This window comes from Slackia exigua ATCC 700122, from assembly GCF_000162875.1.
Classification (GTDB): domain Bacteria; phylum Actinomycetota; class Coriobacteriia; order Coriobacteriales; family Eggerthellaceae; genus Slackia; species Slackia exigua.
This window is the reverse complement of the sequence record NZ_GG700630.1, coordinates 1,061,845-1,084,358: the sequence shown is the minus strand read 5'-3', so window position 1 is coordinate 1,084,358 and position 22,514 is coordinate 1,061,845. Positions and strand designations below refer to the sequence as shown.

The following is a 22,514-nucleotide window of genomic DNA, read 5'->3' as shown; positions in this document are numbered from 1 at the left end:
AGTCAGGCGCACGCCGTTCGCGAGGAACCGGTCCGTTCTTCCGGCGCCGGTCGGCTATCTGCGAATGGCCGATGTGGCCTCCAGGGTCGACCGGTTGCCTGCGCGCGGCAGATGCGGCCTGCGAGGAATCTGCCCTGGCGCCGGCCCCTCGGGCTCCTCATTAGTTTTCGGGGCCTTCGACCTTCAGATCCTTGAAGGCCGCACGAACGTCCTGCCGGACGATGATGCGCGAGAGACGGCTTTCGGGGTTATTGATCAGGACCGTCAGCCACATGCCGAGGACAATAGGCAGGTAGAAGGTGTACAGGCGCCAGATGAAGGTGGAAAGCGCCACGAGCGAACTGCTTGAATACACGGACGAGAAGAACGCCACGTAACTTCCTTCGGCGGCTCCCATCGCGCCGGGCAGCGGCACGAACGACGAGATCATGTACACGAAGGCCTGGTAGGTGATGACGGTCAGGATGTCGCTTCCGGTTTCCCCGAAGCCCAGATAAATGGCGAAGGATATCGAAAAGAACACAGTGAGCTGCACGAACGTGACTCCTGACACCTTGAGGAGCAGCTTCGGTTCATGCAGGAGGAACGAAACGCCGTCGTAGGCCTCGTCCATGGAATGCAGCGCGCGCTCCTTGGTGCGTTCGGGATGCCTTACGATCCTGATCTTCGCCAGAATGCCGATGACCCACAGCGCGAGCCGCGTGGTCGACTTGCGCGCGAACGCGAGCGCAAGCAGGGCGGCCACGAGTCCGATGCCTCCGACGAACCCGACGACGACAAGCGCCATAAGCGCGTCTATCTGCGACGATATGCGATTGAAGTGCAGTGCGAGCACAATGAACGAATAGAGCGTCACGGTTGTCTGGTAGACGATGAAGCGGCAGAGCAGCATAGGCATGGCATCGGAGAGCGGAAGCCCCAGACGGCGGTAGTAATAGGCCTGCATGGGCTGACCGCCGCTCGAAAGCGGCGTGATGCCGTTGAAATACTGCCCGATGATCGTGACGACGTTCGTCTTGAGGAACGAAAACCCCGGATGCAGCTTGTTGACCAGTATCTGCATACAGAGGGATTCGAGCAGCCAGTAGACGGCCATTCCCGCGAACGCGACGAGCAGGAACCAATAGTTGAACCGGCGTACCGCTTCGAGCGTCTTAGGGCCTTCATCGGCGATGAAAAGGTATCCGAACAGCATCACGAAGGCCAGCGCGATGAGGATGGCGTTGAAACGGCGGCCGGTGATGCGCGGCGGCTCGGAAGGGAAATCCGTGCGGGAAGAGCCCTGCCTCGCGCCCGATGAGGACCTTGCGTTGTCTTCTGTGCGTCTCGCGTTCACGAATGTCCGGCCTTTGTCGAAAGCTTGCCGCCTAGGCAAACTTGTATTTCCTCTGCGCGTACGAGAATACCGCGACGGCGGCCTTGCGGAACAAGGCGGTGCGCCGGTTCGCAAAGCCGGCGAGCGATCGTGCGACGCGCGCGTGCAGGGCGGGGTTGGTTCGCTTCATGTATGCCCAGAGCTCGCGGTTCTTCGCGATCGCCTCAGGGGTTCCGATCATGAACAGGTGGATGGTCGATACGCTCATCATGGCCGATACGTAGCGCGCGTAGAGTTCCGCCATCGGCGGGTCCTGCTGCTTGAGGCGGTTGAAATCGTGATCGCCGATGCAGAGGCGCGTGGCCAGAAGCTGCTGGTCGATGCGCTTCTTCACCGTTTCGATGCCGATGGACTGGTCTTCGCGGCCGATCAGGTAATGGTAGACGTCCGCATTGACGTAGTAGAGCCGCTTCACGAGCGGCAGAGGATGCAGCATGAGATAGCCGTCCATGTAGCAGACGTTCGTGGGAAGGGTCACGCCGCTTTCGCGCAGAAGATCGGTCCGGTACCAGGTTGCGTGGACCATGATGTACTGGTCGATGCGCGGCTTTCCGAATTCTTCCCATCCGAAGGGCCGGTCTTGCGGCATGAGGCCGTCGTAGCGGATGGCGTGCTTCGTCCCATCCGTCACATGGTCGTAGACGAAGTTCGAGAACACGAGGTCGAAGGCGGTCTCGGGCGTGGCATGGGCTTTAAGCACGTCGAGGACCCGATTGAATGCGGGAACGTCGAGCCAGTCATCCGAATCGACCACCTTGAAATACGTCCCGCGCGCGCAGGCGAGCCCGTTGTTGACGCCGCCGCCCCATCCGGCGTTCTTCTGATCGATGACGCGGATGGAATCGGGGTGTGTCGCTTCGTATTCGCGGGCGATGGCCAGCGTCGCATCGGTGGAGCCGTCGTTCACGATGATGGCTTCGCAGCAATCGAGGGCGGGCACGAGAGAATCGATGCAGGTGCGCATGTAGGCGGCCGAGTTATAGCAGGGTACGACGAACGAGACGATCGGGCGGGTCGAAGGCGCGGCCGGCATGCCGGATGCGGCCGTCGCTGCATATGTATGCACCACGCGCCCCTCCGTATCCTGATGCGTTCGCGTTTCGGTCGTTCGGGGGGAACCGCATGCGGTGGTCTGGGATGATGAGATGCGCCCCCGAAGCATCGATTCATTCTATAGAAAATGTCGCGGCTATGGGCAAGGCAAGGCGGTATTCGCGGATAGCCATAGAACTTTTGCGCATCCGTTACCCGCGCGTGAGGTTGCGAAGGGCGGGCTCGACGGCATTCCCGCGCCATCCATCAGGCGATGGCATTCTTGTCCGGAGCATTCCGTTCGGGGGTCTTTCTCATGCGCGCAAGCTCGGGGATCTGGGTCATGGCGATGCCGGCGAGCACGAAGGCGACGCCGAGGACTTTGAGCGGCGTCGCCGATTCTCCGAGCACGAGGACGGCGAGCAGAATGCCGACGGGCAGCTCGCTCGATGCCATGATGGTCGTAAGGCCTGCCGGAAGATGCTTCGTGGCGATTCCGAGCAGCACGATGGGTAGCAGCTGCCCGACGAGCCCGAGCGAAAAGCCCGGAAGGGCGATGCCGTGCGCGAGGGCTCCGGACGTGAAGAAGGCGGGGCAGAAGATGAACGCAGGAATCATCGTGCCTATGTTCACGAACAGGCCGCGCACGGCCCAGTTCGTGAAGACGCCCATTCGTCCGCTGAGAAAGAGGTTCGCGGTGTAGCAGGCGGCCGTTCCTACGCCTGCGACAAAGCCGACGATGCTGAGGGCGCCGATGCCTTCGTCGGCGAGACCGCTTCCAAGATACGCTCCTGCCAGCACGAACGCCGTCGCTACGAGCTCGACGGGCTTGGGAGGCCTACGGGCGAGGATGGCTTCGAGCGCGATTCCCATCCAGACGAACTGGAAGAGCAGCGTGAGCGCCATGCTCGCGGACACGAGCGAGAGCGTGAATGTGTAGAGCAGCGTGACCGAGCAGGTGATCAGGCCGAGCGTGACGAGCCTGAGCGCTTCGCGCAGGTCTATGCGCGTGCCCGGCGCCTTTCGCGCAACCGCCCCGGCTGCGGCGACGGCGAACAGGACGAGCCCGAAGAGGCACTGTGCGAACGTCGTCTGCTGCCACGTGAAGCCGCTTGCCTCGGCCGCCTTGATGATCGGAGGCGATGCCGCATAGCATGCTCCCGCCAGGAACACGATGGCGGCGTAGAAGGCGGTGGGACGGGTTCGAGACCGCGGCTCTTCGTGCACGCTCGAGCAACCTTAGCGCTTGTTGAAGGGGACGAGCGTCGCCGGACGGCCGCCCTCGAAGACGAGCTTGGGCTCTCCTTCGATGAGCGGGCGGAAGTAGTCGAGCGCTTCTTCGGTCACGCCCTGGTAATCGGGCAGGATCCATTCGGCGGGGAAGTTCCTGACGGCGTTCGCGAATTCGCTTGCGGGGCCGGCGAAGAACTCGGCGTTATACGCTCCGTCGGCGGAGGCGCGGCGGATGCCGACGACCTTGCCGGTGAACGACGGGTCGGCTGAGCGCATATGCGCGCTCATGCCCAGTTCGAACGCTTCGGTCACGTCCACGAGGCTTTGCGCGAAGTTGCTGGAGCGCGCGGCGCGCGACAGGTCCTGCACCACGCCGCGGGGCGCGATGCCCGAATCGAGGATGATCTGCTTGAGCGCCTGGCCCGCGCCGCCGAGCACGGCGTGCGAAAAGCCGTCGTTGGCGGCTTTGCCTGCGGCGATGTAGGTGCCGTCGGCATAGTGGGCGCCTTCGCTCACCACGATGTAGCATTCGCCTTTGAGCGCCATCTTCTTCTGAACCTGGTTGAGGAACGCCTTGGCGTCGAAGTCGACCTCCGGCAGGACCAGCAGGTCGACGTCGCCCGAAACGCAGCAGCTCGCGGCCAGCCAGCCGGCGTCGCGCCCCATGGTTTCGAGGATGAAGACTTCGGGACGGGTGTAGGCGGCGTAATCGAGATAGGTGGCATGCGTGATTTCGATGGCGACTTTGGCAGCGCTCGGGAAGCCGGGGCAGTGGTCGACGGGGACGAGGTCGTTGTCGACCGTCTTGGGGATGCCGATGAAGCGCTTGGAAATACCGTTGGCCTGGGCCCATTCGGACAGGGCGTCCACGGTGTCCATCGAATCGTTGCCGCCGATGTAGAACATCGCGTCGATGCCGTGTTCATCCATGACTTCCACCAGGCGCTTGTAGTCCTTGTCATCGCCGCGCTTGAGCTTGTAGCGGCAGGTGCCCAGGGCGCTCGAGGGAGTCTGCTTGAGGATGTCGATATCGCGGCCGGAAAGATCGGTCAGGTCGTACAGGGATCCGTCAAGGACGCCTTCGATGCCGTGGATGCCGCCGAAGACGCGGTCGTACACGGGATTGAGCTGGTTGGCGCGTATGACGCCGGCGAGGCTGGCATTGATGACGGCGGTGGGGCCGCCCGACTGCGCGACGAGGCAGTTGCTCATGGTTGGTCTCCTCTATGGATTCGATGCGGTGCGCGCCGCCTGCCCGAGGGGAGACGGCTGCGTATTCGTGCCCAAGGCACGTGCCATTATACGGCGTTGCAGCCGCGTGCGGGATGCCTGTGGAAACCCTCCGCATTGCTGCCAGGTTTCATGCCGGAAGGTCGAGTCGTTGGAAAGAGAGGCGGCTCAGAACAGCCCGACGAAGCTCGCGATCGTGGCATCCGAGAGCCGGACGATCTGCTCGCGTTCCCGTTCGGCGGCCGGATCGAGCACGCCGATGATAGGGAATCCCGCACGCTTCGCCGTCTCTATGGCATGGAGGGAATCTTCCATGACGACGGTCTGGGAGAGGGGCGTGCCCAGACGTTCGCGCGAGAGGTTGAAGATACGCGGATCGTTCTTGTCGGAGCCGACGGTTCCGCAGGTGTGCAGGAAGCCGAAGCGGTTCCAGACGCCGAGCCGTTCGAGCGCGGCGCGCGCCAGGTCGTAGTCGGTGGCTGTGGCGATGCCCATGGGGATGCCGTTGCCGTCCAGCACGTCGAGCATCTCGCGCACGCCGGGCTTGAGGGGGATGAGTTCGCGATAGGGGCGTTCGATGCCGGCGACGATGCCGGAAATCACCTCTTCGACGGGCTCTTCAAGGCCGTAGGCTTCCTTCATGTAGGCGGCGGAGCCTTCGAGCGTGCGACGTTTGAATTGCGCGCGGATATCAGGAGCGGGCGTCTTGCCTCGGGAACGCAGGTAATCTTCGCCAAGATTTTCCCAATAGGGCATGGAATCGAAGAGCGTGCCATCAAGGTCGAAGATGATGCCGCGGACGTCTATAGGCAGGTCGGCGATGCGCATGGGGCTCCTTCTATGCGGGTGCGTGCGGAAGATTGTACGGCATCGCATCGCAGTGGCGCCCGAGAGCTTTTCATGCCTCATCATTCAATTTGATGCATCAAACTTCCAGCTGATGATGCATCAAATTACGATTGCCGTGCACGGCGTCATCCGCGTCGGGGGTTCGAGCCTGTCGGCGGCCCGCGCGATCATAGCTTCTTCGCACGGCCGCGTTGCCGTCGGCCGATCGGCGTTCGTGGGTGATAATGGCGGGAAAGCGAATCGATGCGAGGAGGCGTGCGTGCGCATGGAATTCAAGGGCGGGGAAACGCCGCGGCTCATGAAGGCGGATCTGCTGAGTCCTGGCTGGCTGAATAAATTCGACCTGCATTTCGAGCTGCCTGACGGAAGCGTGCATACCTATGAGACGGTGTCGCGCAAGAAGGACGCCGTCTATCGCGCCGCTCTTGACGCTGCCGCTGCGGGCGAGGATGTTGCAGGAGACGGCGATGCCGTCTGCATCGTCGGCGTGACGCGCGCAGGCGCCTTCGTGCTGACTCGGGAATTCCGATGCCCCGTGAATGCATGGACGATCGCGTTTCCCGCCGGTCTCGTGGAGCCGGGCGAGGACATCCTGGAGGCCGCCGATCGCGAGCTTCGGGAAGAGACCGGCTATGCGTTCGTGCGCGAGGCCGACGGCACGCCGACACGGGCATTCAGGTTCGCGCATCCCGGGTTTTCGACGCTTGGCGTGACCGACGAAAGCGTGGCCTTGGTGTTCGCGCTGGTGGAAAGGGCGGGAGAGCCCCATACCGAGCCGACCGAATTCATCGAGGCGTTCGAGCTCGCGCGGGCGGACATTCCGTCGTTTCTTGAAGCATGCGCCGATCCGATGTGCGTGCGTACGCAGATCGTGCTCGGCATGACGGCATTCGGGCTGGTGGGGTAAATGACGGAGAAAAGAACCAGGGAAACGGCCGGTGCCGCGCAGGACGGCAGGGAGATCGGCGGCCTTGAAAACCCCGACGGCACCGCATCGAGCACCGCTGCATTCGCACATGATGCCGCTCTCGAATGCCCGGTGTCGCGCATCGGCGAGATCGTCGTGCCCGACCCTTCGACGGGGCGGGATGCGAAGGTGCCCGTATGCGACAAAGGCGCCGATCAGTTCGCTGCCCGCCTGCGCAAGGTCGCCAAGGAGCGTCGCAAGTGGGCCGCCAAGTCGGGGGTGTCGTGCTATCGAATCTACGACGCCGACCTGCCTGATTTCTCGGTGGCGATCGATCGGTACGACGGCGTGCGGCAGAGCGCGGGCGAAAGCTACGTGGTGGTGGCCGAATATCAGGCGCCGAAGACGATCGACCCCTTACGTGCCCAGGCGCGTTTCGCTGATGTGATGAGCATCGTGCCGGTCGCGCTGGGCGTTCCGGCCGAGCATGTGTTCGCCAAGACGCGCAGGCACGAGCGCGGCGGCGGGCAGTATGTCGATCAGCAGAAGGAAAGCTGCGTGGCCTACACGCAGGAGGCAGGCCATGTATTCGAGGTCGATCTGGGAAGCTATCTGGATACCGGCATCTTCCTCGATCATCGCGACACGCGCGTCATGGTGGGGAAAATGGCTGCGGGCACGCGGTTCCTGAACCTGTTCGCCTATACGGGCACGGCGACGGTGCATGCGGCCGCGGGCGGTGCGAAGGCCACGACGACCGTCGACCTTTCGCAGACCTATCTTGCATGGGCACGGAAGAATATGGCGTTGAACGGGTTCGATGGGCCCGAGCATCGATTCGTGAGAGCCGACGTGCTGCGTTGGATCGAAGAGGAATGCATGCGCGGCGGGGTGTACGATCTGATTTTCGTCGATCCGCCGACGTTTTCGAATTCCAAGGCCATGGGGAAGAACACATGGAGCGTGCAGCGCGACCATGTGCGCCTGCTCGCATATGCGGTACGCATGCTGGCGCCGGGCGGCACGGTCGTGTTCAGCTGCAACCTGCGCAATTTCCGCCCCGATCTCGAGGGGCTGGCACGTGCCGGCGTGGCGCTGGAGGACATTACGAAGCGGACCATCCCGCACGATTTCGAGCGCAATCCGCGCATCCATTGCTGCTACATCGCGACCAGGGCGTAAGGACGCTTTAGCCCGGCGTGTCGCGAGGCTTTTCATTAGAAAGGGCCTCGCGATAAGAGGCTGCTGTCCAGGAAATCTTCGGTCAGGTTCTGCATCGTCGTCCAGACGCGTGTCCTCATGATCCCAACCAGGTCTGACGGAAAATCGTAAAAACCGCAATCCTCTTGAAGGCGTTCTCCGCGGCTCTCATAGTGAGGCTTGACGTACAGGGGGAGGGACGTCGTGAAACGGGCAAGGGGTTGCCTATCGGTTGAAGGCCGCCCCATGCGGACGCTTCTCTTCCCCTTCATCAAGTTCGAGGGTAAGGGGGTACCAATGTCTCGAAACACAGAGGATGGGTCGAAGTCTCTGCGGCGTCGAAGCTTCCTGAAGCTGGCGGGCGCGGCCGGTATCGGAGCCATCGCTCCATCGGTGCTTACGGCCTGTTCCGCGGGGTCCAACCAGGAGAAGGCGCCGGCGACCGGCATGGCGCAGCCCGACCACGACAGGGTCGCGCGATGCACCTGCGCGCCGAATTGCGTGGGCAGCTGCGGCATCAACGCGTTCGTGAAGGACGACACGATCATCAAGGTCGAGCCGGCGGACTTTCCCGACACGAACTATAATCGCATCTGTCTGGGCGGCATTTCGAATGCGATGCAGCGCGTGTATTCGCCTGACAGGGTGAAGTACCCCATGAAGCGCATAGGCGAGCGCGGCGCGGGGGAATGGCAGCGCATCTCGTGGGATGAGGCAATCGACCTCATTTACGAGAAGATGAGCTACAACATCGAGCATTACGGCCCCACCGCGAATTCCTGGTTCACGATGGTGGGCAATTACGGCATCATTCCCCAATGCTATTCGGCCATGATGGCCAACACCTACGATGGAACCCAGTGGACCAACTTCGGCATCATGGGCGACCTTGGCTGCAATATGGGCTGGATGCCGACCATGGGCATACAGCAGGACTCCGCGGGCTGGGAAGACATGGTGGGTTCTAAGTCCATCATCATGTTCGGCTGCAATTATGCAGAGACGAACAAGCAGGAGATGCACTTCGTCTTCGATGCCCAGGAGGCCGGCGCCCGTCTGATCGTCGTCGATCCCCGCTTCTCGAGAACGGCGGCGAAAGCGGACTGGTGGGTTCCCATCCGTCCCGGCACCGATGCCGCCTTGATGATGTCCATGATGCATTGCATCATCAAGGACGAGGCATACGACAGCGACTACATCAGGACGTATACCAACGGCGCTTTCCTTGTGGACCCCGAAACCCGCAAACTTGCGAAGTCGGGTGCGAACTATCTTGTGTGGGATGCGTCTGCGAAATCCGTGGCCGAGGTCGCGCCTCTCGACGACGCGCTGAAGCCCGCCTACCCGTCGGTGACCGTTCAAGGCGAGGTCCCTGCAGCGTGCGAGGTTCCCAAGAACGCGGCTCTCACGGGCAGCTACGAGGTCGAGCTCGATGGCGTGAAGCGCAGCCTTGTTCCAGCCTTCCAGCTCATCGTCGACTCGGTCAAGGACTACGATCCCGAATCGGCAAGCGCGATATGCGAGGTGTCTGCCGAGGACATCGTCGAGCTCGCGCGCATCTACGTCGAGGAGACGCCGAGCAAGCTGCAGATCAGCCAGGGAACGAATCGATACTGGAACGGGCATCTTCCCACGCGCGCAGCCATTCAGATGGCGGCTATAACCGGCAACGTGGGAAAGCCCCACGCGAACGTCAACTGGGCGGGAGGCACCCTCATGCGCATCCTGTTCAGCGTGAATCCCGAAGGAGTCGTTCCTCGTCCCGGTCATGCAGCGACCCCTCTTCCAGGCACGCAGTGGATGGATCTCGTGGCGAGCCAGCAGCCGCATCCGGTCAAGCTCGTCTGGTTCAACAATTACGGATGGGGCTCGCAGATGCCCGAAGGCGTGAAGATGATCGAAGACGTATTGCCTCAGCTCGATTTCATCATCACGTCCGAGCAGATGATGAACGGAGGGGCCGACCTTTCCGACCTCGTGCTTCCCATAACCTCGTATTACGAGGAGCCGTGCGAGGTCATCAGCTCCTGGTCGAATTTCTACCTTCAGATGAGGAAGCAGGTCATTCCTCCGCTGTACGAAGCGAAGACCGATTACGAAGTGGGGCAGATGCTCGCCGAGCGCTTCGGGATCAAGGACGAGACCTCGTGGAAGCATGACGTGAAGGATTGGTTGCGCAAGTTCGCCATCGAAGGAAACGCCGCTCCCGAGTTCAATACCGTAAGTTTCGACGAGCTTGAAGAGAAGCAGGTCGTACGCGCGAATTTCGACGACCCGTATATCCCCTTCACGAGCCAGCGCTATGCGACCCCGTCGGGCAAACTGGAGATCTACACCGAAGGCCTGACCGATTTCGGCGAGGAGATCGCCACCTACTACGAGCCCATAGAAAGCAACCGCAAGAAGATGGCGGGGGATTATCCGCTGACTTTCATGAACGCGCGCACCGTGTACACCACCCATGGGCAGCACGTGAATCTACCGTGGATCCGCGAGGTCATTCCCGAGCCGTGGATAGAGATCTCCGCCTACGATGCGCACGAGCGCGACATACGGACGGGGGATATGGTGCGCGTCTTCAACGAACGCGGGTCGTACAAGGTGAAGGCTCTGGTGACCGAAGAGATCAAGCCGGGCTGCGTGAACCAGCGTCAGGGCTGGTGGCCGAGGGATTTCCCCGAAGGGCACTACAGAGATCTGCTTCAGATGGAGCTCAATCCGGTACAGGATGCGATCTTCGAAACGAACTTCGCTCCGTACGACAATCTGGTCGAAATCGAGAAGGCATAGGAGGTGCGAGGGATGACTACGTACGCTTTCGCAATCAACCTGCATCGTTGCGTCGGATGCCGCACCTGCACCATAAGCTGCAAGATGGAAAACAAGGTAGCCGACGACCTGCAGAGGATTCGTGTGCTGAACGCGGAAGGCACCACGGTGCTCGATACGCCGACGGGATCGTACCCGAAGCTTGAATTCATGTGGCGCCCCGTGCCATGCCAGCATTGCGATACGCCGAGCTGCATAGAGGTGTGCCCCGTGGGTGCCACGTCGAAGCGCGAAGATGGCGTGGTCGTGGTTGATAAAGATATCTGCATCGGCTGCGCATCGTGCGTATCGGCCTGCCCGTACGATGCTCGTGCAATCGATGCCGATGCGGGCGTGGCAGACAAATGCGAGATGTGCGTCCACCGTCTGTCCAACGGCGTGGAAACCACCATGTGCCAGCTGTGCTGCCCGAATCGCGCAATCGTCGTGGGCGATCTGGACGATCCGGAATCCGAGGTCTCCAAGATCGTTTCCGGCAAGGACGTGGAGCGCTATCTGGAACACGAAGGCACGGCGCCGAACGTCTATTACTGGCGATCCGTTCCCACCTCCCGATAGGGTATTCGGCCAGCGGAATGCCGGCAGCGCTTCGGCATTCCGCTGGCCAGGCTCTCTCGCGCATTCCGTGTCGGCTCCTGCCGATTGCGGCATCTAAGCGGAGGGCGATCTATCGGGCCGCTTTCTTCGATAGGAGGATGGTGTTTCATGCCTGTATGCGAAAACGCGGCGCTTGCCCAATCCGATGCCGAGCTCGCCGAGCTTCTTGCCCGTTGCTTCCTTCAGCCGTCGCCCGACTTCGCGCTCGAGGTCAAAGGAGGCTCACTGACGCAAGCGCTACGTGAAATCCTGGGAGAATGCTCCGATTCGGAGATACGCGCGGCCTTGGATGACGTGGAGTCGTTCGCGCGCGACCTGTCGGCCCTTGACGAGCAGGCCGCATATCTGAAGCTTGAGGCTGATTACAATCGGTTGTTCGTAGGGCCGGGAAAACTGCTTGCTCCGCCGTATGAATCGGTCCATGCGACGAGGGACGGGCTCGAGGGGCGCGGCCGTCTCCGGGGCCCCGCCGAACGGGAGGTGCATGCGGCGTACGTGGCCAGCGGGTACGACATGCCCGAGCGGTTTGTCGAATATCCTGACCACATCGCCGTCGAACTGGAATTCCTTGCGATGCTCGCCGCGCAAGAGGCTGAGGCGTGGGAGCAAGGGGATGAATCGGCGGCTTTCGAACTGCAAGAACGTGCCGATGCTTTCCGCGAGGAGCATCTTGGACGCTGGCTTTCCTCGTTTGCCGAAGAGGTTCGGTCGGGCGCGAAGCTGCCGTTCTATGCATCCGTGGCCACGTTGGCGCGAAAGACCATGCTAGCGCCCGGTGAGTGAATCGCGCGAAATGGGCTCGTCGTTGAGCATGGCATCGTAGAAGCGGTCGAACACGCTCAGGGCCTCGGTCGCTTCGAAAACGCGGCCGAGGCTCAGATCGTTCTCAACGACCTTGATCATGCCGGCGGAGACCAAGCGGTCCACGGCATCGTTGGTGGCCGAAAGCCCCTTGCCTATAAGACGTCTCGCGAAGTCGACCGTGATATAGGGATACCCGGGCAGAAGGCGCATGAGGGCTTGGGCAGCGGAACCGCGGCTTACCTTTCCGAACCGGCGTTCCCAGTTCTCTTCGAGCCGAGTGTAGACGTCGATGAAATCAGAGCTTATGCCCACGGCGGCCGCAAGGCTGATGGCGCAGAAATTGGTCCAGGAATCCATGGCTTCACCCAGGCGCTGTTCGTTCGAGAGGTCTCTGAAGCTGTAAGGGAGCAGGTGTTTGGCATGGTCGGGAGTGTTGATGGCCGGCCAGAGAGCGATGGGCGCGATGATGCCCTTCGTGAGCCCGCGCGACTTGAAAAGCGCGTGGCAAAGCGCCCTGCCCGTGCGGTCGCGGCCGCTCTTGAACGGCTTTATGCACTCGAATTGGAAATGCATGAAACCCGATTGCGCTATAGGCGAGAACCATTCGTTATTCATGAACAGGCAGAGGTCGTCGATATAGACCGGCAGGTCCGTGGGAGCAGGCGGGCGTAGGCCGTTCATGGGGCCGTCGGATACGGGAATGAACTCCCTGTGCCTGAATCGCGCTCCCGTCTGGTCGGCTGGTTTGCCGTAGATGCACCGCGAATGCACGTCGAGTATGAATTCGGGTGTGAAGACGAATCCAGGATGCACGGTTTGCGAGATCCATCTCAGCGTATTGAGGTATTTCAGGGCATCGAGCGTGGCGGCCCGTTCGCAGAAGCAGGAATCGACCTGGCGGCTATGCAGGAAATCTCGGGAATCGATATCGCCGAGGATATCGATGAGCGCAAGGTCGCGCATGGCGGGGATCTGCCCGTCTATGCGCACCGATGTGATGGCTTCGATACGGGCGATGGCTTGAATGAGGGCCGGGCCGATCGAGGAGCCTGCGATCTCGTGTTCGATGCGCACGAGGGAGGTCTCCGCCTTGTAGGCGTTGGCCGAGGTCCTTCCATTGAGGACGAATCTCTGATCTCGAAGATAAGCTGGCGTATACACGATGCATCCCTTTTTGCCGCGCATACCTGCATCGGATCGTCGAGGCAGCCCCTTGGAATCTCCGACCGATGCAACTCCCCTTCATAGATTATATTTCCTCGCAGGCATGTTCCCCAAGAGATTGCGGTTTCTTGAGTTTTCCGCAAAGAGGCAGGTAGCAGGGCAGCACGCTGCGCTGCTACCTTTGCCCAAGGTTGTTCAATAGGTGCGAAGCGAACGGCCTCTTTCTTGACGGCGCACCGCCTTCCTATGCCGTCGCGGCGATCCGTCCGGCTCGACGGCCGAAGGTGGCGGATCGTCCCGCTGCCAGGCCGGGCACCAGGTCAGGATAGGAATGGCTGAAGAAGCTGCCTGAGTCGTTTCCTCCCACGAACAGCCCCTCGATGGGCTTCCCATCCGGATCGAGGGCTCTCATGTCCGTATCGATGGGGATGCCATCCATGGTGCAGAGCATGTAGCCGGTCTGCCGGATGCCGTAGAACGGGGGCGTATCCACGGGGGACAGGCGGAAAGCCTCCTTGCCGAAGTCGCGATCGTCTCCAGCGGCGACCATCTCGTTGTATCGTTTGACGGTGGCGGCGAAGGCATCCGCAGGGATATGCAGCTTATCGGCCAGCTCTTCGATCGGGTTCATCGCATATACGCTCGTATTCCTTCGCTATGAAGGATTCAGCTTCAGCGCGACTGCGGAGAAGCTTGAGTCAAGCCCGCGTATTGAGGCGGATGTGCAGAAGGACAGGGCGTTCGTCGCGCAAGACCTTATCGAGGGGCTTGCGAAGGAACATGGTCTGACGCCGCGCGAGACAGAGGTTTTCTCGCTCCTTGCGCGAGGGAGGAATGGCAGGGTCATCCAGGACGAGCTCGTCATCTCATACAACACGGTCAAGACGCACGTAGGGCACATCTACGATAAGTTCGGCATACATAACCATCAGGAGCTGCTTGCATATATTGACGAGAGGCGCGCGTCGCAGGGGGCTTTGCCGTCGGACGTGTAATGCGCGAAGAACCTTGCGGCGCTCTCATGCGACTTCTCGTTGCTAAATTGCCGCATGTGCGGCAAGGGCTTTCCCAAGAGACCCGAGGTCGGAGAAGCGCGCCGGTTGATGAACGAGGCGGAGCCGACGGGAAAGAATCCGTCGGCTCCGCCTTTTGAGGGAACGAACGCGACGCGAGTCGCGCTTCGTCTTCGAAGCCAAGGAGCTCCGACTCGCAAGAGCTGCGGTCCATCGATTTCGGATGCGATGGACCGCGTGCTCAATCGTCGGGCAGCGTTGCTCCGGCTGGAATCGTTACGCGATGGCTTCGGCCACCACATCGCCGACGTTACGGCCGAAAGTCGTGACGTCGCAGACCGCGTTGCCGCCGATGCGGTTGTTGCCGTGAATGCCGCCGGTCACTTCGCCGGCCGCATAGAGGCCGTCGATCTTGGTGCCGTCGGCACGAAGGGCTTCGTTGGAGGTGTTGATCTTGATGCCGCCCATCTCGTGGTGGACGCCCGGCGACACCTTGATGGCGTAATAATTTCCGTCAACGAATTCGATGCAGCCCTTGGTGCGGCCGAATTCGTCTTCCTTGCCTTCGGCGGTGATGGCGTTGTACGCATCGACGGTGGCCTTCAGCGTATCGGCGTCGACACCGATCTTAGAGGCCAGGTCGGCGAGATCGGATCCGGTGACGACGAGGCCTTGGGAATCGTAGTTCTTGACGGCCTTGTTGTTGTCGTAGACGGTCTGGTCGAAGACCTCCCAGGCGTATCCGCCCGGCTGCTCGAGCTCGGCAGCGGACACCTTGTCGCGCGTGCTCATCTCGTCGAAGAAGCGCTTGCCGTCCTGGTTGACCAGGATGGCGCCGCCGCCGCGCACGGCCTCGGCGATGAGCGGGGCGGGCTTGCTGCCATCGGCGCCTTCGACAAGGCCGACGGTCGGATGAATCTGGATCTGATCCATCTGCACGAGCTCGGCGCCCGCCTCTTCAGCCATGACGTAGCCGTCGCCGGTGGCGGCGGGTTGGTTGGTGGAGGCGTAGTCCTTCAGGTCGGGGCGGTACTTGGCGATGAGCTCCTTGTTCGAACCCAGGCCGCCGGTCGCGAGGATGACAGCTTTGGCGTTATACGTCGCTTCGGAGCCGGCATTGTCGGCCATGACGCCGGTCACGACGCCGGAGTCGTCGACGATGAGACTCTTGACCTGGCAGTTCTTAACAACTTTGATGTCACGGTCCTTGACCTGCGCCTCAAGGCCGGGCACGACGGTTGCTCCCACGGGAGAGCCGTCGGTGGGACGGTGGCAGCGCTTGACCGACATGCCGCCTGTGCTCGTGATGTTGTCCAGCCTGATGCCTAGGCCGTCGAGCCAGTCGATGGTGCCGGCGGAATGATCGCACATGAAGTCGACGAGCTCGGGGTCGCCGGTGTTGTGCCCGCCGTCGAGCGTTTCCTGAGCGAAGAGCTCGTTGCTGTCCTCGATGCCCTGTTCCTTCTGGAACTTGGTCTCGGAGGCGTTCATGCCCGACGAGCTGAAGCTCGTGTTGCCGCCGACCATCGATGCCTTCTCGAGGATGACGAGGTTCTTGATGCCCGCATCGAAGGCCGCGATCGCGGCGCACATGCCTGCTCCGCCGGCACCGACGATCACGATGTCGTAGTCTTCCGCGGTCGCATTCGATGAGTCGCCGACCGTGCTCGGCGCGCCGCAGGCCGAAAGCCCGAGCATGCTTGCGATAGCCGTGGCGCTCATGCCCACGACGAAGCTTCGGCGCGTCATGCCGGAGCCGGAGAATACGTTCTTACGTGCGTTTTCCATTCGAACCCCTCCTGGTCGAATCGTGAATGCGCTGGCATTTCCATGCGCCAGCATCCCTGAATGTAGGCCTGCGCAGGTGTGGACGATACACCCATATATGGGTAATATTGTTTGAGGGTGTTGGGATGATGACGGATAGATTATCCGTTTCAACTGGGATGATAAGTGCTATTCATACCATGGCATTAATGGGAGGGGCATGAAGGGGACGAGTCGCGCGCGGGGTATCGCAGCGATGGCGGCCACGGGACTGGCATGCCTGTTCGCGGGCATCTGGATCATGGATTCGTCGCTTGCATGCGTTCTCTCTCTTCCGAATGCCCCTGCGATCGCGCGTATCGTCACCATCTTCGACTATGCCGCGTTCTTCGGAATCGTCGCGCTCGTTCATCGTCGGCGTGCGCGAGGCGTGGCGCCTTCGGATGCCGCAGCGCGCGACAGGGGGCTTCGCATCCTGCTTCTTTCCGGTGCCGGATGTCTTGCGGCGTCCGTTCTCGGCGCGATGCTTCTCGGTTTCTTACGCGCGGGCCTTGCTTCGCACGGTCTTGCCGGATTCCTGCTTGTTCTGGGTCTCGTTTTGGCGAAGCTCCAGGCGGTTCCTTCCTCTGCAGCGTACGCAGGTCTTTTCGTCGAGGTCGACGGCGACGCCTTGGCGGGTGCGTCCATTGCGGGAATTGCAGGAGCATACGTGCTCGATACCGCGATCACGGCCGTGTCCGCCTCTTGCGGGCTTTCCGTATCGGGCCAGATGGCGGTTTCGTGCGCGTTCGTGCTGGCCGGAATCCTGATCGGCGCGTTCATCTTAAGGACGGTTGCGAAGGAAGAAAGCGATAAGGCCGATCGGCCGCGTGCGGGGTCGGGCAGGCTGCGCGAGGCGTTTTCGGGCCGGCTCGTGGTCACCATGCTCATTTCCTCCTTGATGCTTGGGTTCTTCCGTGGCGGAGCGGTGGAGGGGGCATCGTGCAACGTGGCGTTTTCCTCCGTTATGCTCGCCGTCGTGGCCGCGTTGGTCGTTCGTCGCGATGCGTGGGGCATTCAGGAGATGCTCAGGTCGGGGGTTGCGTTCGTCTCCGCAGGCGTTTTGCTTGCGCCCCTGATCAGCGCTGCGGTACCGGGATCCGACGTGGCTCTCGAAGCGGTCGGCATGGGGTTTTTCGAGGCGACGACCTGGCTTCTTGCCGTGCGCTGCGTGCGGTTGAGCCGCTGGATGGCGGGTGCGGCGGCGGGAGCGAGGCTGCTTGCGACGCTCGGGCACAGCTTGGGTGCGGCGCTTGCGGCCGGGGCGACGATGCTGGCTTCCTTTGGAATCAGTATGCAGGCGGCTTCTCTGCTGCTGGTCTTCGTGTATGTGATGGCGGCGATGTTCTTCTTCAGGGATCCGAACCATTTCATGAACATGGCGCCGCTGCCTGATGTAGTTAGGCGCAATGACAAGGCCGAGGAGGATTCAGCCGGCCTTGTGTCGGGCGGCGTCGCCGAACGCGAGCCAGTCCCTTCGAATTCTTCGGGCACCGAAGATGCGAATCGGGCATCGCTCGAAGCCATGGAAGACGCGTTCTACCGGGAACCTTGCCGAATCCTTGCGGAAGAGCATGGGTTGACGCCGCGCGAGCTCGACGTGCTTCGCTATCTTGCGCAGGACAAGACGCTGGGGCAGATCGCAGAAGGGCTGGTGCTCTCGCGCAATACCGTTAAGATGCATACCAAGCATGTGTATCAGAAGCTCGAAGTGCACAGCAAGCAAGAGGCCATTACGCTCGTGAACGAGGTTCGGGCGCGAGGCGGTGCGTAAACGCCGCTTCGAAGGACGGTGCGGCCCACGCAGGGCATGATGGCTCGCGAGCGTCGTGCCGAAAAAATGTTGCACCCTATGCGGGCGTGTCGCCATTGAGCGTGGCGGCGCGTGCAGGGCATGGTGGCTCGCGCAGGCGGCTTGTCGCGAGCAGCGGATTCATGAAACGCGCATGCTGCACGATGAACGGCGCGTGTAAACATTACCGATGGAATGGTCCACGTGCGTGTCATCGGATTGGTTGTGGAAAGGTGGAATCATGAAGCTCGTCATCGCATCCGATATTCACGGATCGGCTCATTGGTGTCGGAAGTTGATGGATGCTATCGATGCCGAGACTCCGGATTCCGTCGTGCTTCTGGGAGACCTGCTCTATCACGGCCCGCGTAACGGCCTGCCGTTCGCATATGCGCCGAAGGAGGTCATTCCGATGCTGAATTCCCTGGCGGGGAAGGTTATCGCCGTGCGAGGGAATTGCGATGCCGAAGTCGATCAGATGGTGCTCGACTTTCCCTTGGAGTCGGATTACGCGGTAATCATGGACGCCGATCGACAGCTGTTCTGCACGCACGGGCATGTGTTCTCTCCAAGCGATCATCCGACGCTGCCCGAAGGGAGCGCGTTCCTGTCGGGGCACACGCACGTGAAGACGAATGTGGTACGGGACGGGATCCGGTATGTGAACCCGGGAAGCGTCAGTATTCCGAAGGACGGATCGAATAGCTATGCCGTGTACGAGGACGGGGAATTCACGTTGAAGGAGCTTGCGTAGCGACGGTTGTGGAGATGAGGCGTGCGCAGCGGGCGTGACCAAGGCGTTCCTTGCAATCGGTCGCATGCCGGTGCGGCAGGCTGATGCGCCAAGGGTAGTGCGTGTTTCGGTCTTAGATGCGCTGCGCCTTCGGATGGCTCGATTGTGGAGATGCGGCGTGTGCGACGGCCGCAGTTCGCAGCGTTCCTTGCAATCGATCGGCCATGGGGCTAATATATCTTTTCGCACGTTACGCGTGCCCGAATAGTGCGGGGTGGAGCAGTCTGGTAGCTCGCCGGGCTCATAACCCGGAGGTCGTTGGTTCAAATCCAGCCCCCGCGACCAAAAACAAGCCTTTGACCTGCAGAAATGCAGGTCATTTTTATTTCTGGGGGGGATATTTCAGCCGAAAAAGTTTACCCCGCAGCCCTTTTCAAGGGTGTTCGAAGAGGGGTCTGGAGGCCGTTTCGCGACGGTTTCCAGGCCCCTTTTGTTCTCTCCGTGGATAGCCTCGCGGGGGAATTCGGGGGGGGGGGAATGTTCTCGAGGTCATGGGGGAATAACGGTGCTTCGCGGCACCAGCGGGGGGAATCGGAAAACCAACCCGCGTCGCGTCAAACCGTCCTCGAAAACGCGAAAACAGGCTGATTCCCCCACGCGTGAGCCCTCTCTGATGGCGGCTGGGAATGCCTGCGAACCAGCCCGTTCGCCGTCCCCGAATATGTGGATTGGATGGCTAATGGACGTAGCGAACCCTAGCGGACTATCCGCGTTTTCCGCGACTTGCCGCCATTCCCCGCAGCCTGCGCTGTGTGGATCGCGTGGGCGTACAGCCTCATCCGCGAGGGCAACTTCCGCTCGGGAGAGGAGCACGGTAGCGCCAGATGGGGAACCAGGCGAAAGGGACGGAAGTTCATGGACCCCCGCAGCGCCTCCAACAACATCATCCTCACGAAGCATTACGGCATGGAGATGTCGCGCGCTCGCCATTCGCGCAAGTACGACCGGAACCGCAACGTGCTCGTCATAGGCGGCTCGGGCGCGGGGAAGACGCGCGGCTACATAGAGCCCAACATCATGCAGATGAACGCGAGCTACTTCGTCACCGACCCAAAGGGGACGACGGTCGTCAACCTCGGATGGATGCTCGAGCACAACGGCTACGACGTGAAGGTCTTCGACACCATAGACTTTTCCCATTCAGCCCACTACAACCCCTTCGCCTACCTGCACGACGAGACCGACATCCTCGAGTTCGCCGAGTGCTTCATAGGCAACACGACCGGCGACAAGGAGCATACAGGCGACCCGTTCTGGGAGAAGGCGGAGCGACTGCTCTACGTCGCGCTCATCGGCTACCTCGTATACCACTGCCCCGAGGAGGACAGGTCTTTCTCCGGGCTGGTGACCCTGCTCTCCCTGGCGAAGGCAAAAGAGGGCGACGAGGACTACATGAGCCCGCTCGACCTGCTCTTCGAGAGGGTGAGGACGGGCAGGAAATACGTGCGGACCGGCGATGCCCCGGAATCCTACGACTACGGCGGCAAGGGGGTCTACGGCGGCGCGCAGTCCGGCTGGAGCTGGGTCAAGGTCGGCGAGCCCGTCGACGTGGACAAGGACTTCAGCCTGCTCCACTACAAGATGTTCAAGGACGCAGCGGGCAAGACCCTGAAGTCCATACTCATCAGCTGCAACACGCGCTTCGAGCCCGCCGCGATCCCGCAGGTCAGGGAGATCCTCTCCAGCGACGAGATGGAGCTCGACCGCATGGGGGATGCGGGGAGGCGGATCGCCGTCTTCGCGATCATGTCCGACGCGCGAAAGACCTACTCGTTCCTGCTCGCGATCATGATGTGGCAGACGATGAACATCCTGTGCGACAAGGCCCTCGCCGAGCACGGGGGCAGCCTGCCAACGCCCGTCACGTTCCTCTTCGACGAGTTCGCCAACATCGGCAAGATACCCGACATAGAGTCGATGGCCGCGGTCGTGCGCAGCCGCAACATGTCCATATCGGTCGTGCTGCAGTCGATCGCGCAGCTGAAGGCGAACTACAGCGACGAGACCGCTCAGACCATCGTCGACTGCTGCGACACCACGCTGTTCCTCGGCGGGAAATCCAACGAGACCAACCGGGAGATATCCGAGATGGTCGGCAAGGAGACCGTCTCGGTGCTCACGTTCAACGAAAGCCGCGGGACCATGAGCTCCTCGACGCGCAACTGGAACGTGGTCGAGCGCGACCTCATCCAGGCAGCGGAAGTAGGCAAGATGCCCCGGGACGAGGCGATCGTGCTCATCGCAGGCACCGACCCGCTGCGCGACGCCAAGTACGACATCGAGAGGCATCCGAAGTGGAAGGAGGTGCACCCCGGCCACGAGGGCGCGGTATGCGAGCCGTACGAGCCGGGAACGACCAAGGGGAAATGAGATGAACGGGACGGCCACGCAAGGCGCCTAGGCCGACGGGAGCTTCCACCCTCCCGGGGGCTGCCGTCCCAGATGCAAAGGAGCGCCCCGAAGGGGCTCCGGACAAGATTCTACCAGCAAGGGCGGTCCTTCCACACCTATTCCGCCCGAAGATGCAAAGGAGACAAGCGAAAAATGCTTTCCAACATCATCAGCCTCGTATCGGGGTGCGTAACGTTCCTCGGCGGCTTCCTCATCGTATGGGGCGCCGTCTCGCTCGGCCTCGCGATCCGCGAGCAGCAGGGCGGCGCTCAGATAGCCAGCGCCATCTCCACCATCGCCGGTGGCGCGATCATCGTGGCGGCGGCCGTGTACTTCGGGATGCTCGACACATCCTGGCTCCCGGCGTAAGGAGGCCGCGGATGCTAAGCGTATCAGTGCACAAAGACATCGGCGAGTACACCGAGAAGGTCGTGGGCAAGCTCTCCGCCCGCACGCTCGCCTGCACCCATGCGCTCGTCCGTCGTGTACGGCATGATGCCGAGCGAGTTCGTGCCGCCGAAGAAGTTTCCCACGACCTGGCACATCCTCGCCCAGCCGTAGTCGTCCGTCGCAGGGTCGCGGTAGCCCTTGAGCTCGCAGTAGCGCAGAAGCGGCTCCACCGTGTCCCTCCCGCCGTTCCAGTGCAGGTAGACCCCGAGCTTACGCTGAGGCGTGGTAATGACGGCTCTGTTTCTCATGATGACCTCCTAATCGTTTCGGCCCGCCCCTTGCGGGCCCGTTGGCGCGGGGTTCGTCGGGGTTCGCAAGACGCGCAAGGAGGAAAGCGGAAACCCGGAGGGCGGGAGTTTTCGGTTGCATGACTGTTGGATTGCCGAAAAGTTTTCCGCGCCTTGCGCGTCGTGCGGTTCGCGGCGAAGGTTTGCGCGGCGAGACACTCGGGCGGACGCGATGGGGCGCATGGGAAGCAGGACGGTTTTCCCAAGAGCCTTTAGCGTTTCTTTAGGAAAGCCCTCCAGACTGGTATCCGAAAACGAGGAACCGGAAACGAAAGGAACTGCAATGTCGGGATGCTTTCTTGAGACGCGCGCGCTGACCAAGCGCTTCGGGTGGGGCGCGAGGGCGCAGACGGCGGTGGACCGCGTGTCCCTGCACGTCGAGGAGGGGAAGGTCTATGGGCTGCTCGGCCCCAACGGGGCGGGCAAGTCCACCACCCTCAAGATGATCACGGGCATGCTGCGACCTACGGAGGGCGAGATGCTCTTCGGGGGAAGGCCCTGGCGCCGCGATGACCTCTACCGCATCGGCTCGCTCGTGGAGCAGCCGCCCCTCTACCCCAACCTCACGGCGCGCGAGAACCTGCGCGTGCGCACCACGCTGCTCGGCCTGCCGGAGGGGCGCAAGTAGCGGTACGCCGAGGACCGCTCTTGGATTGGCATTCGAGCGAGGCCGCCATTCACGCGTTTGTCCGAAGCCAGATTCTCCCCTCCAGGGAATGGGCCATCTGAGCTGAAGATCTGGTCGAGCTGGCCAGAGCCCCG

The 22,514-nt window shown here is 61.8% G+C and carries 18 protein-coding genes, 1 tRNA gene and 2 pseudogenes; 12 read left to right on the top strand and 9 right to left on the bottom strand.

Features of this window, described 5'->3' with window-relative positions:
* Nucleotides 1-160: 160 nt before the first annotated feature.
* The 5 genes from HMPREF0762_RS04705 to HMPREF0762_RS04685 form a co-directional block, all read right to left on the bottom strand.
* Entirely contained in the window at nt 161-1,336 is a 1,176-nt protein-coding gene (locus tag HMPREF0762_RS04705; RefSeq protein ID WP_115314219.1) for a lysylphosphatidylglycerol synthase transmembrane domain-containing protein, read from the bottom strand.
* Between the two features lie 31 nt (nt 1,337-1,367).
* Nucleotides 1,368-2,441: a glycosyltransferase family 2 protein gene (locus HMPREF0762_RS04700; protein ID WP_245935502.1), complete on the bottom strand. Its 1,074-nt coding sequence runs from the start codon at nt 2,439-2,441 to the stop codon at nt 1,368-1,370.
* 233 nt (nt 2,442-2,674) lie between these two features.
* Nucleotides 2,675-3,634 carry an EamA family transporter gene (locus HMPREF0762_RS04695; RefSeq protein WP_006362335.1) on the bottom strand — a complete coding sequence of 320 codons (960 nt, stop codon included), beginning with the start codon at nt 3,632-3,634 and terminating at the stop codon, nt 2,675-2,677.
* 12 nt (nt 3,635-3,646) lie between these two features.
* A complete protein-coding gene (locus HMPREF0762_RS04690) occupies nt 3,647-4,852 on the bottom strand; it encodes a diphosphate--fructose-6-phosphate 1-phosphotransferase (RefSeq protein WP_006362334.1) in 1,206 nt (401 codons plus the stop codon).
* Nucleotides 4,853-5,038: 186 nt separating this feature from the next.
* Nucleotides 5,039-5,698 (bottom strand): HAD family hydrolase, encoded by a 660-nt coding sequence (locus HMPREF0762_RS04685; protein ID WP_006362333.1) that lies wholly within the window; start codon nt 5,696-5,698, stop codon nt 5,039-5,041.
* A gap of 286 nt (nt 5,699-5,984) precedes the next feature.
* Between HMPREF0762_RS04685 and HMPREF0762_RS04680 the strand changes: the two genes are divergently transcribed.
* From HMPREF0762_RS04680 to HMPREF0762_RS04655, 5 genes are all read left to right on the top strand, one after another.
* Nucleotides 5,985-6,626: an NUDIX hydrolase gene (locus tag HMPREF0762_RS04680; RefSeq protein ID WP_281269787.1), complete on the top strand. Its 642-nt coding sequence runs from the start codon at nt 5,985-5,987 to the stop codon at nt 6,624-6,626.
* Complete coding sequence (locus tag HMPREF0762_RS04675; protein WP_006362331.1) at nt 6,627-7,808, top strand: class I SAM-dependent methyltransferase; 1,182 nt, start codon at nt 6,627-6,629, stop codon at nt 7,806-7,808.
* A gap of 315 nt (nt 7,809-8,123) precedes the next feature.
* Entirely contained in the window at nt 8,124-10,616 is a 2,493-nt protein-coding gene (locus HMPREF0762_RS04665; RefSeq protein WP_040619038.1) for a molybdopterin-containing oxidoreductase family protein, read from the top strand.
* A 12-nt stretch (nt 10,617-10,628) separates the two neighbouring features.
* Nucleotides 10,629-11,213, top strand: coding sequence for a 4Fe-4S dicluster domain-containing protein (locus HMPREF0762_RS04660; protein ID WP_009077420.1), 585 nt, complete (start codon nt 10,629-10,631; stop codon nt 11,211-11,213).
* A gap of 147 nt (nt 11,214-11,360) precedes the next feature.
* Nucleotides 11,361-12,035 (top strand): TorD/DmsD family molecular chaperone, encoded by a 675-nt coding sequence (locus HMPREF0762_RS04655; protein ID WP_006362327.1) that lies wholly within the window; start codon nt 11,361-11,363, stop codon nt 12,033-12,035.
* Here HMPREF0762_RS04655 and HMPREF0762_RS04650 read toward each other — a convergent pair.
* Nucleotides 12,018-13,217 carry a Fic family protein gene (locus HMPREF0762_RS04650; RefSeq protein ID WP_245935501.1) on the bottom strand — a complete coding sequence of 400 codons (1,200 nt, stop codon included), beginning with the start codon at nt 13,215-13,217 and terminating at the stop codon, nt 12,018-12,020. The two genes, HMPREF0762_RS04655 and HMPREF0762_RS04650, sit on opposite strands and share 18 nt — an antisense overlap.
* 247 nt (nt 13,218-13,464) lie before the next feature.
* Nucleotides 13,465-13,851: an FAD-binding protein gene (locus HMPREF0762_RS04645; protein WP_006362325.1), complete on the bottom strand. Its 387-nt coding sequence runs from the start codon at nt 13,849-13,851 to the stop codon at nt 13,465-13,467.
* 91 nt (nt 13,852-13,942) lie between these two features.
* Between HMPREF0762_RS04645 and HMPREF0762_RS09385 the strand changes: the two genes are divergently transcribed.
* Complete coding sequence (locus HMPREF0762_RS09385) at nt 13,943-14,215, top strand: response regulator transcription factor (RefSeq protein WP_006362324.1); 273 nt, start codon at nt 13,943-13,945, stop codon at nt 14,213-14,215.
* A gap of 294 nt (nt 14,216-14,509) precedes the next feature.
* Here HMPREF0762_RS09385 and HMPREF0762_RS04635 read toward each other — a convergent pair whose 3' ends face one another.
* A complete protein-coding gene (locus tag HMPREF0762_RS04635) occupies nt 14,510-16,021 on the bottom strand; it encodes a flavocytochrome c (RefSeq protein ID WP_006362323.1) in 1,512 nt (503 codons plus the stop codon).
* A 199-nt stretch (nt 16,022-16,220) separates the two neighbouring features.
* On the opposite strand from HMPREF0762_RS04635, the gene HMPREF0762_RS04630 reads away from it, so the two are divergent.
* The 5 genes and pseudogenes from HMPREF0762_RS04630 (at nt 16,221) to HMPREF0762_RS04610 (ending at nt 21,384) form a co-directional block, all read left to right on the top strand.
* A complete protein-coding gene (locus tag HMPREF0762_RS04630) occupies nt 16,221-17,813 on the top strand; it encodes a LuxR family transcriptional regulator (protein ID WP_006362322.1) in 1,593 nt (530 codons plus the stop codon).
* 259 nt (nt 17,814-18,072) lie between these two features.
* The gene (gene yfcE / locus HMPREF0762_RS04625; protein WP_006362321.1) at nt 18,073-18,585 is read left to right on the top strand and encodes a phosphodiesterase; all 513 of its coding nucleotides are present in this window, start codon (nt 18,073-18,075) and stop codon (nt 18,583-18,585) included.
* Between the two features lie 247 nt (nt 18,586-18,832).
* Nucleotides 18,833-18,909: transfer RNA gene (locus tag HMPREF0762_RS04620), tRNA-Met, on the top strand.
* Nucleotides 18,910-19,362: 453 nt separating this feature from the next.
* Nucleotides 19,363-20,994: pseudogene (locus HMPREF0762_RS04615) on the top strand (VirD4-like conjugal transfer protein, CD1115 family); the annotation flags it as partial.
* Nucleotides 20,995-21,168: 174 nt separating this feature from the next.
* Nucleotides 21,169-21,384: a hypothetical protein gene (locus HMPREF0762_RS04610; RefSeq protein WP_006362318.1), complete on the top strand. Its 216-nt coding sequence runs from the start codon at nt 21,169-21,171 to the stop codon at nt 21,382-21,384.
* Nucleotides 21,385-21,407: 23 nt separating this feature from the next.
* Here HMPREF0762_RS04610 and HMPREF0762_RS04605 read toward each other — a convergent pair whose 3' ends face one another.
* Entirely contained in the window at nt 21,408-21,713 is a 306-nt protein-coding gene (locus HMPREF0762_RS04605) for a hypothetical protein (RefSeq protein WP_006362317.1), read from the bottom strand.
* A 322-nt stretch (nt 21,714-22,035) separates the two neighbouring features.
* Here HMPREF0762_RS04605 and HMPREF0762_RS04600 point away from each other — a divergent pair.
* A pseudogene (locus HMPREF0762_RS04600) lies at nt 22,036-22,374 on the top strand (ATP-binding cassette domain-containing protein); the annotation flags it as partial.
* Between the last annotated feature and the right edge of the window lie 140 nt (nt 22,375-22,514).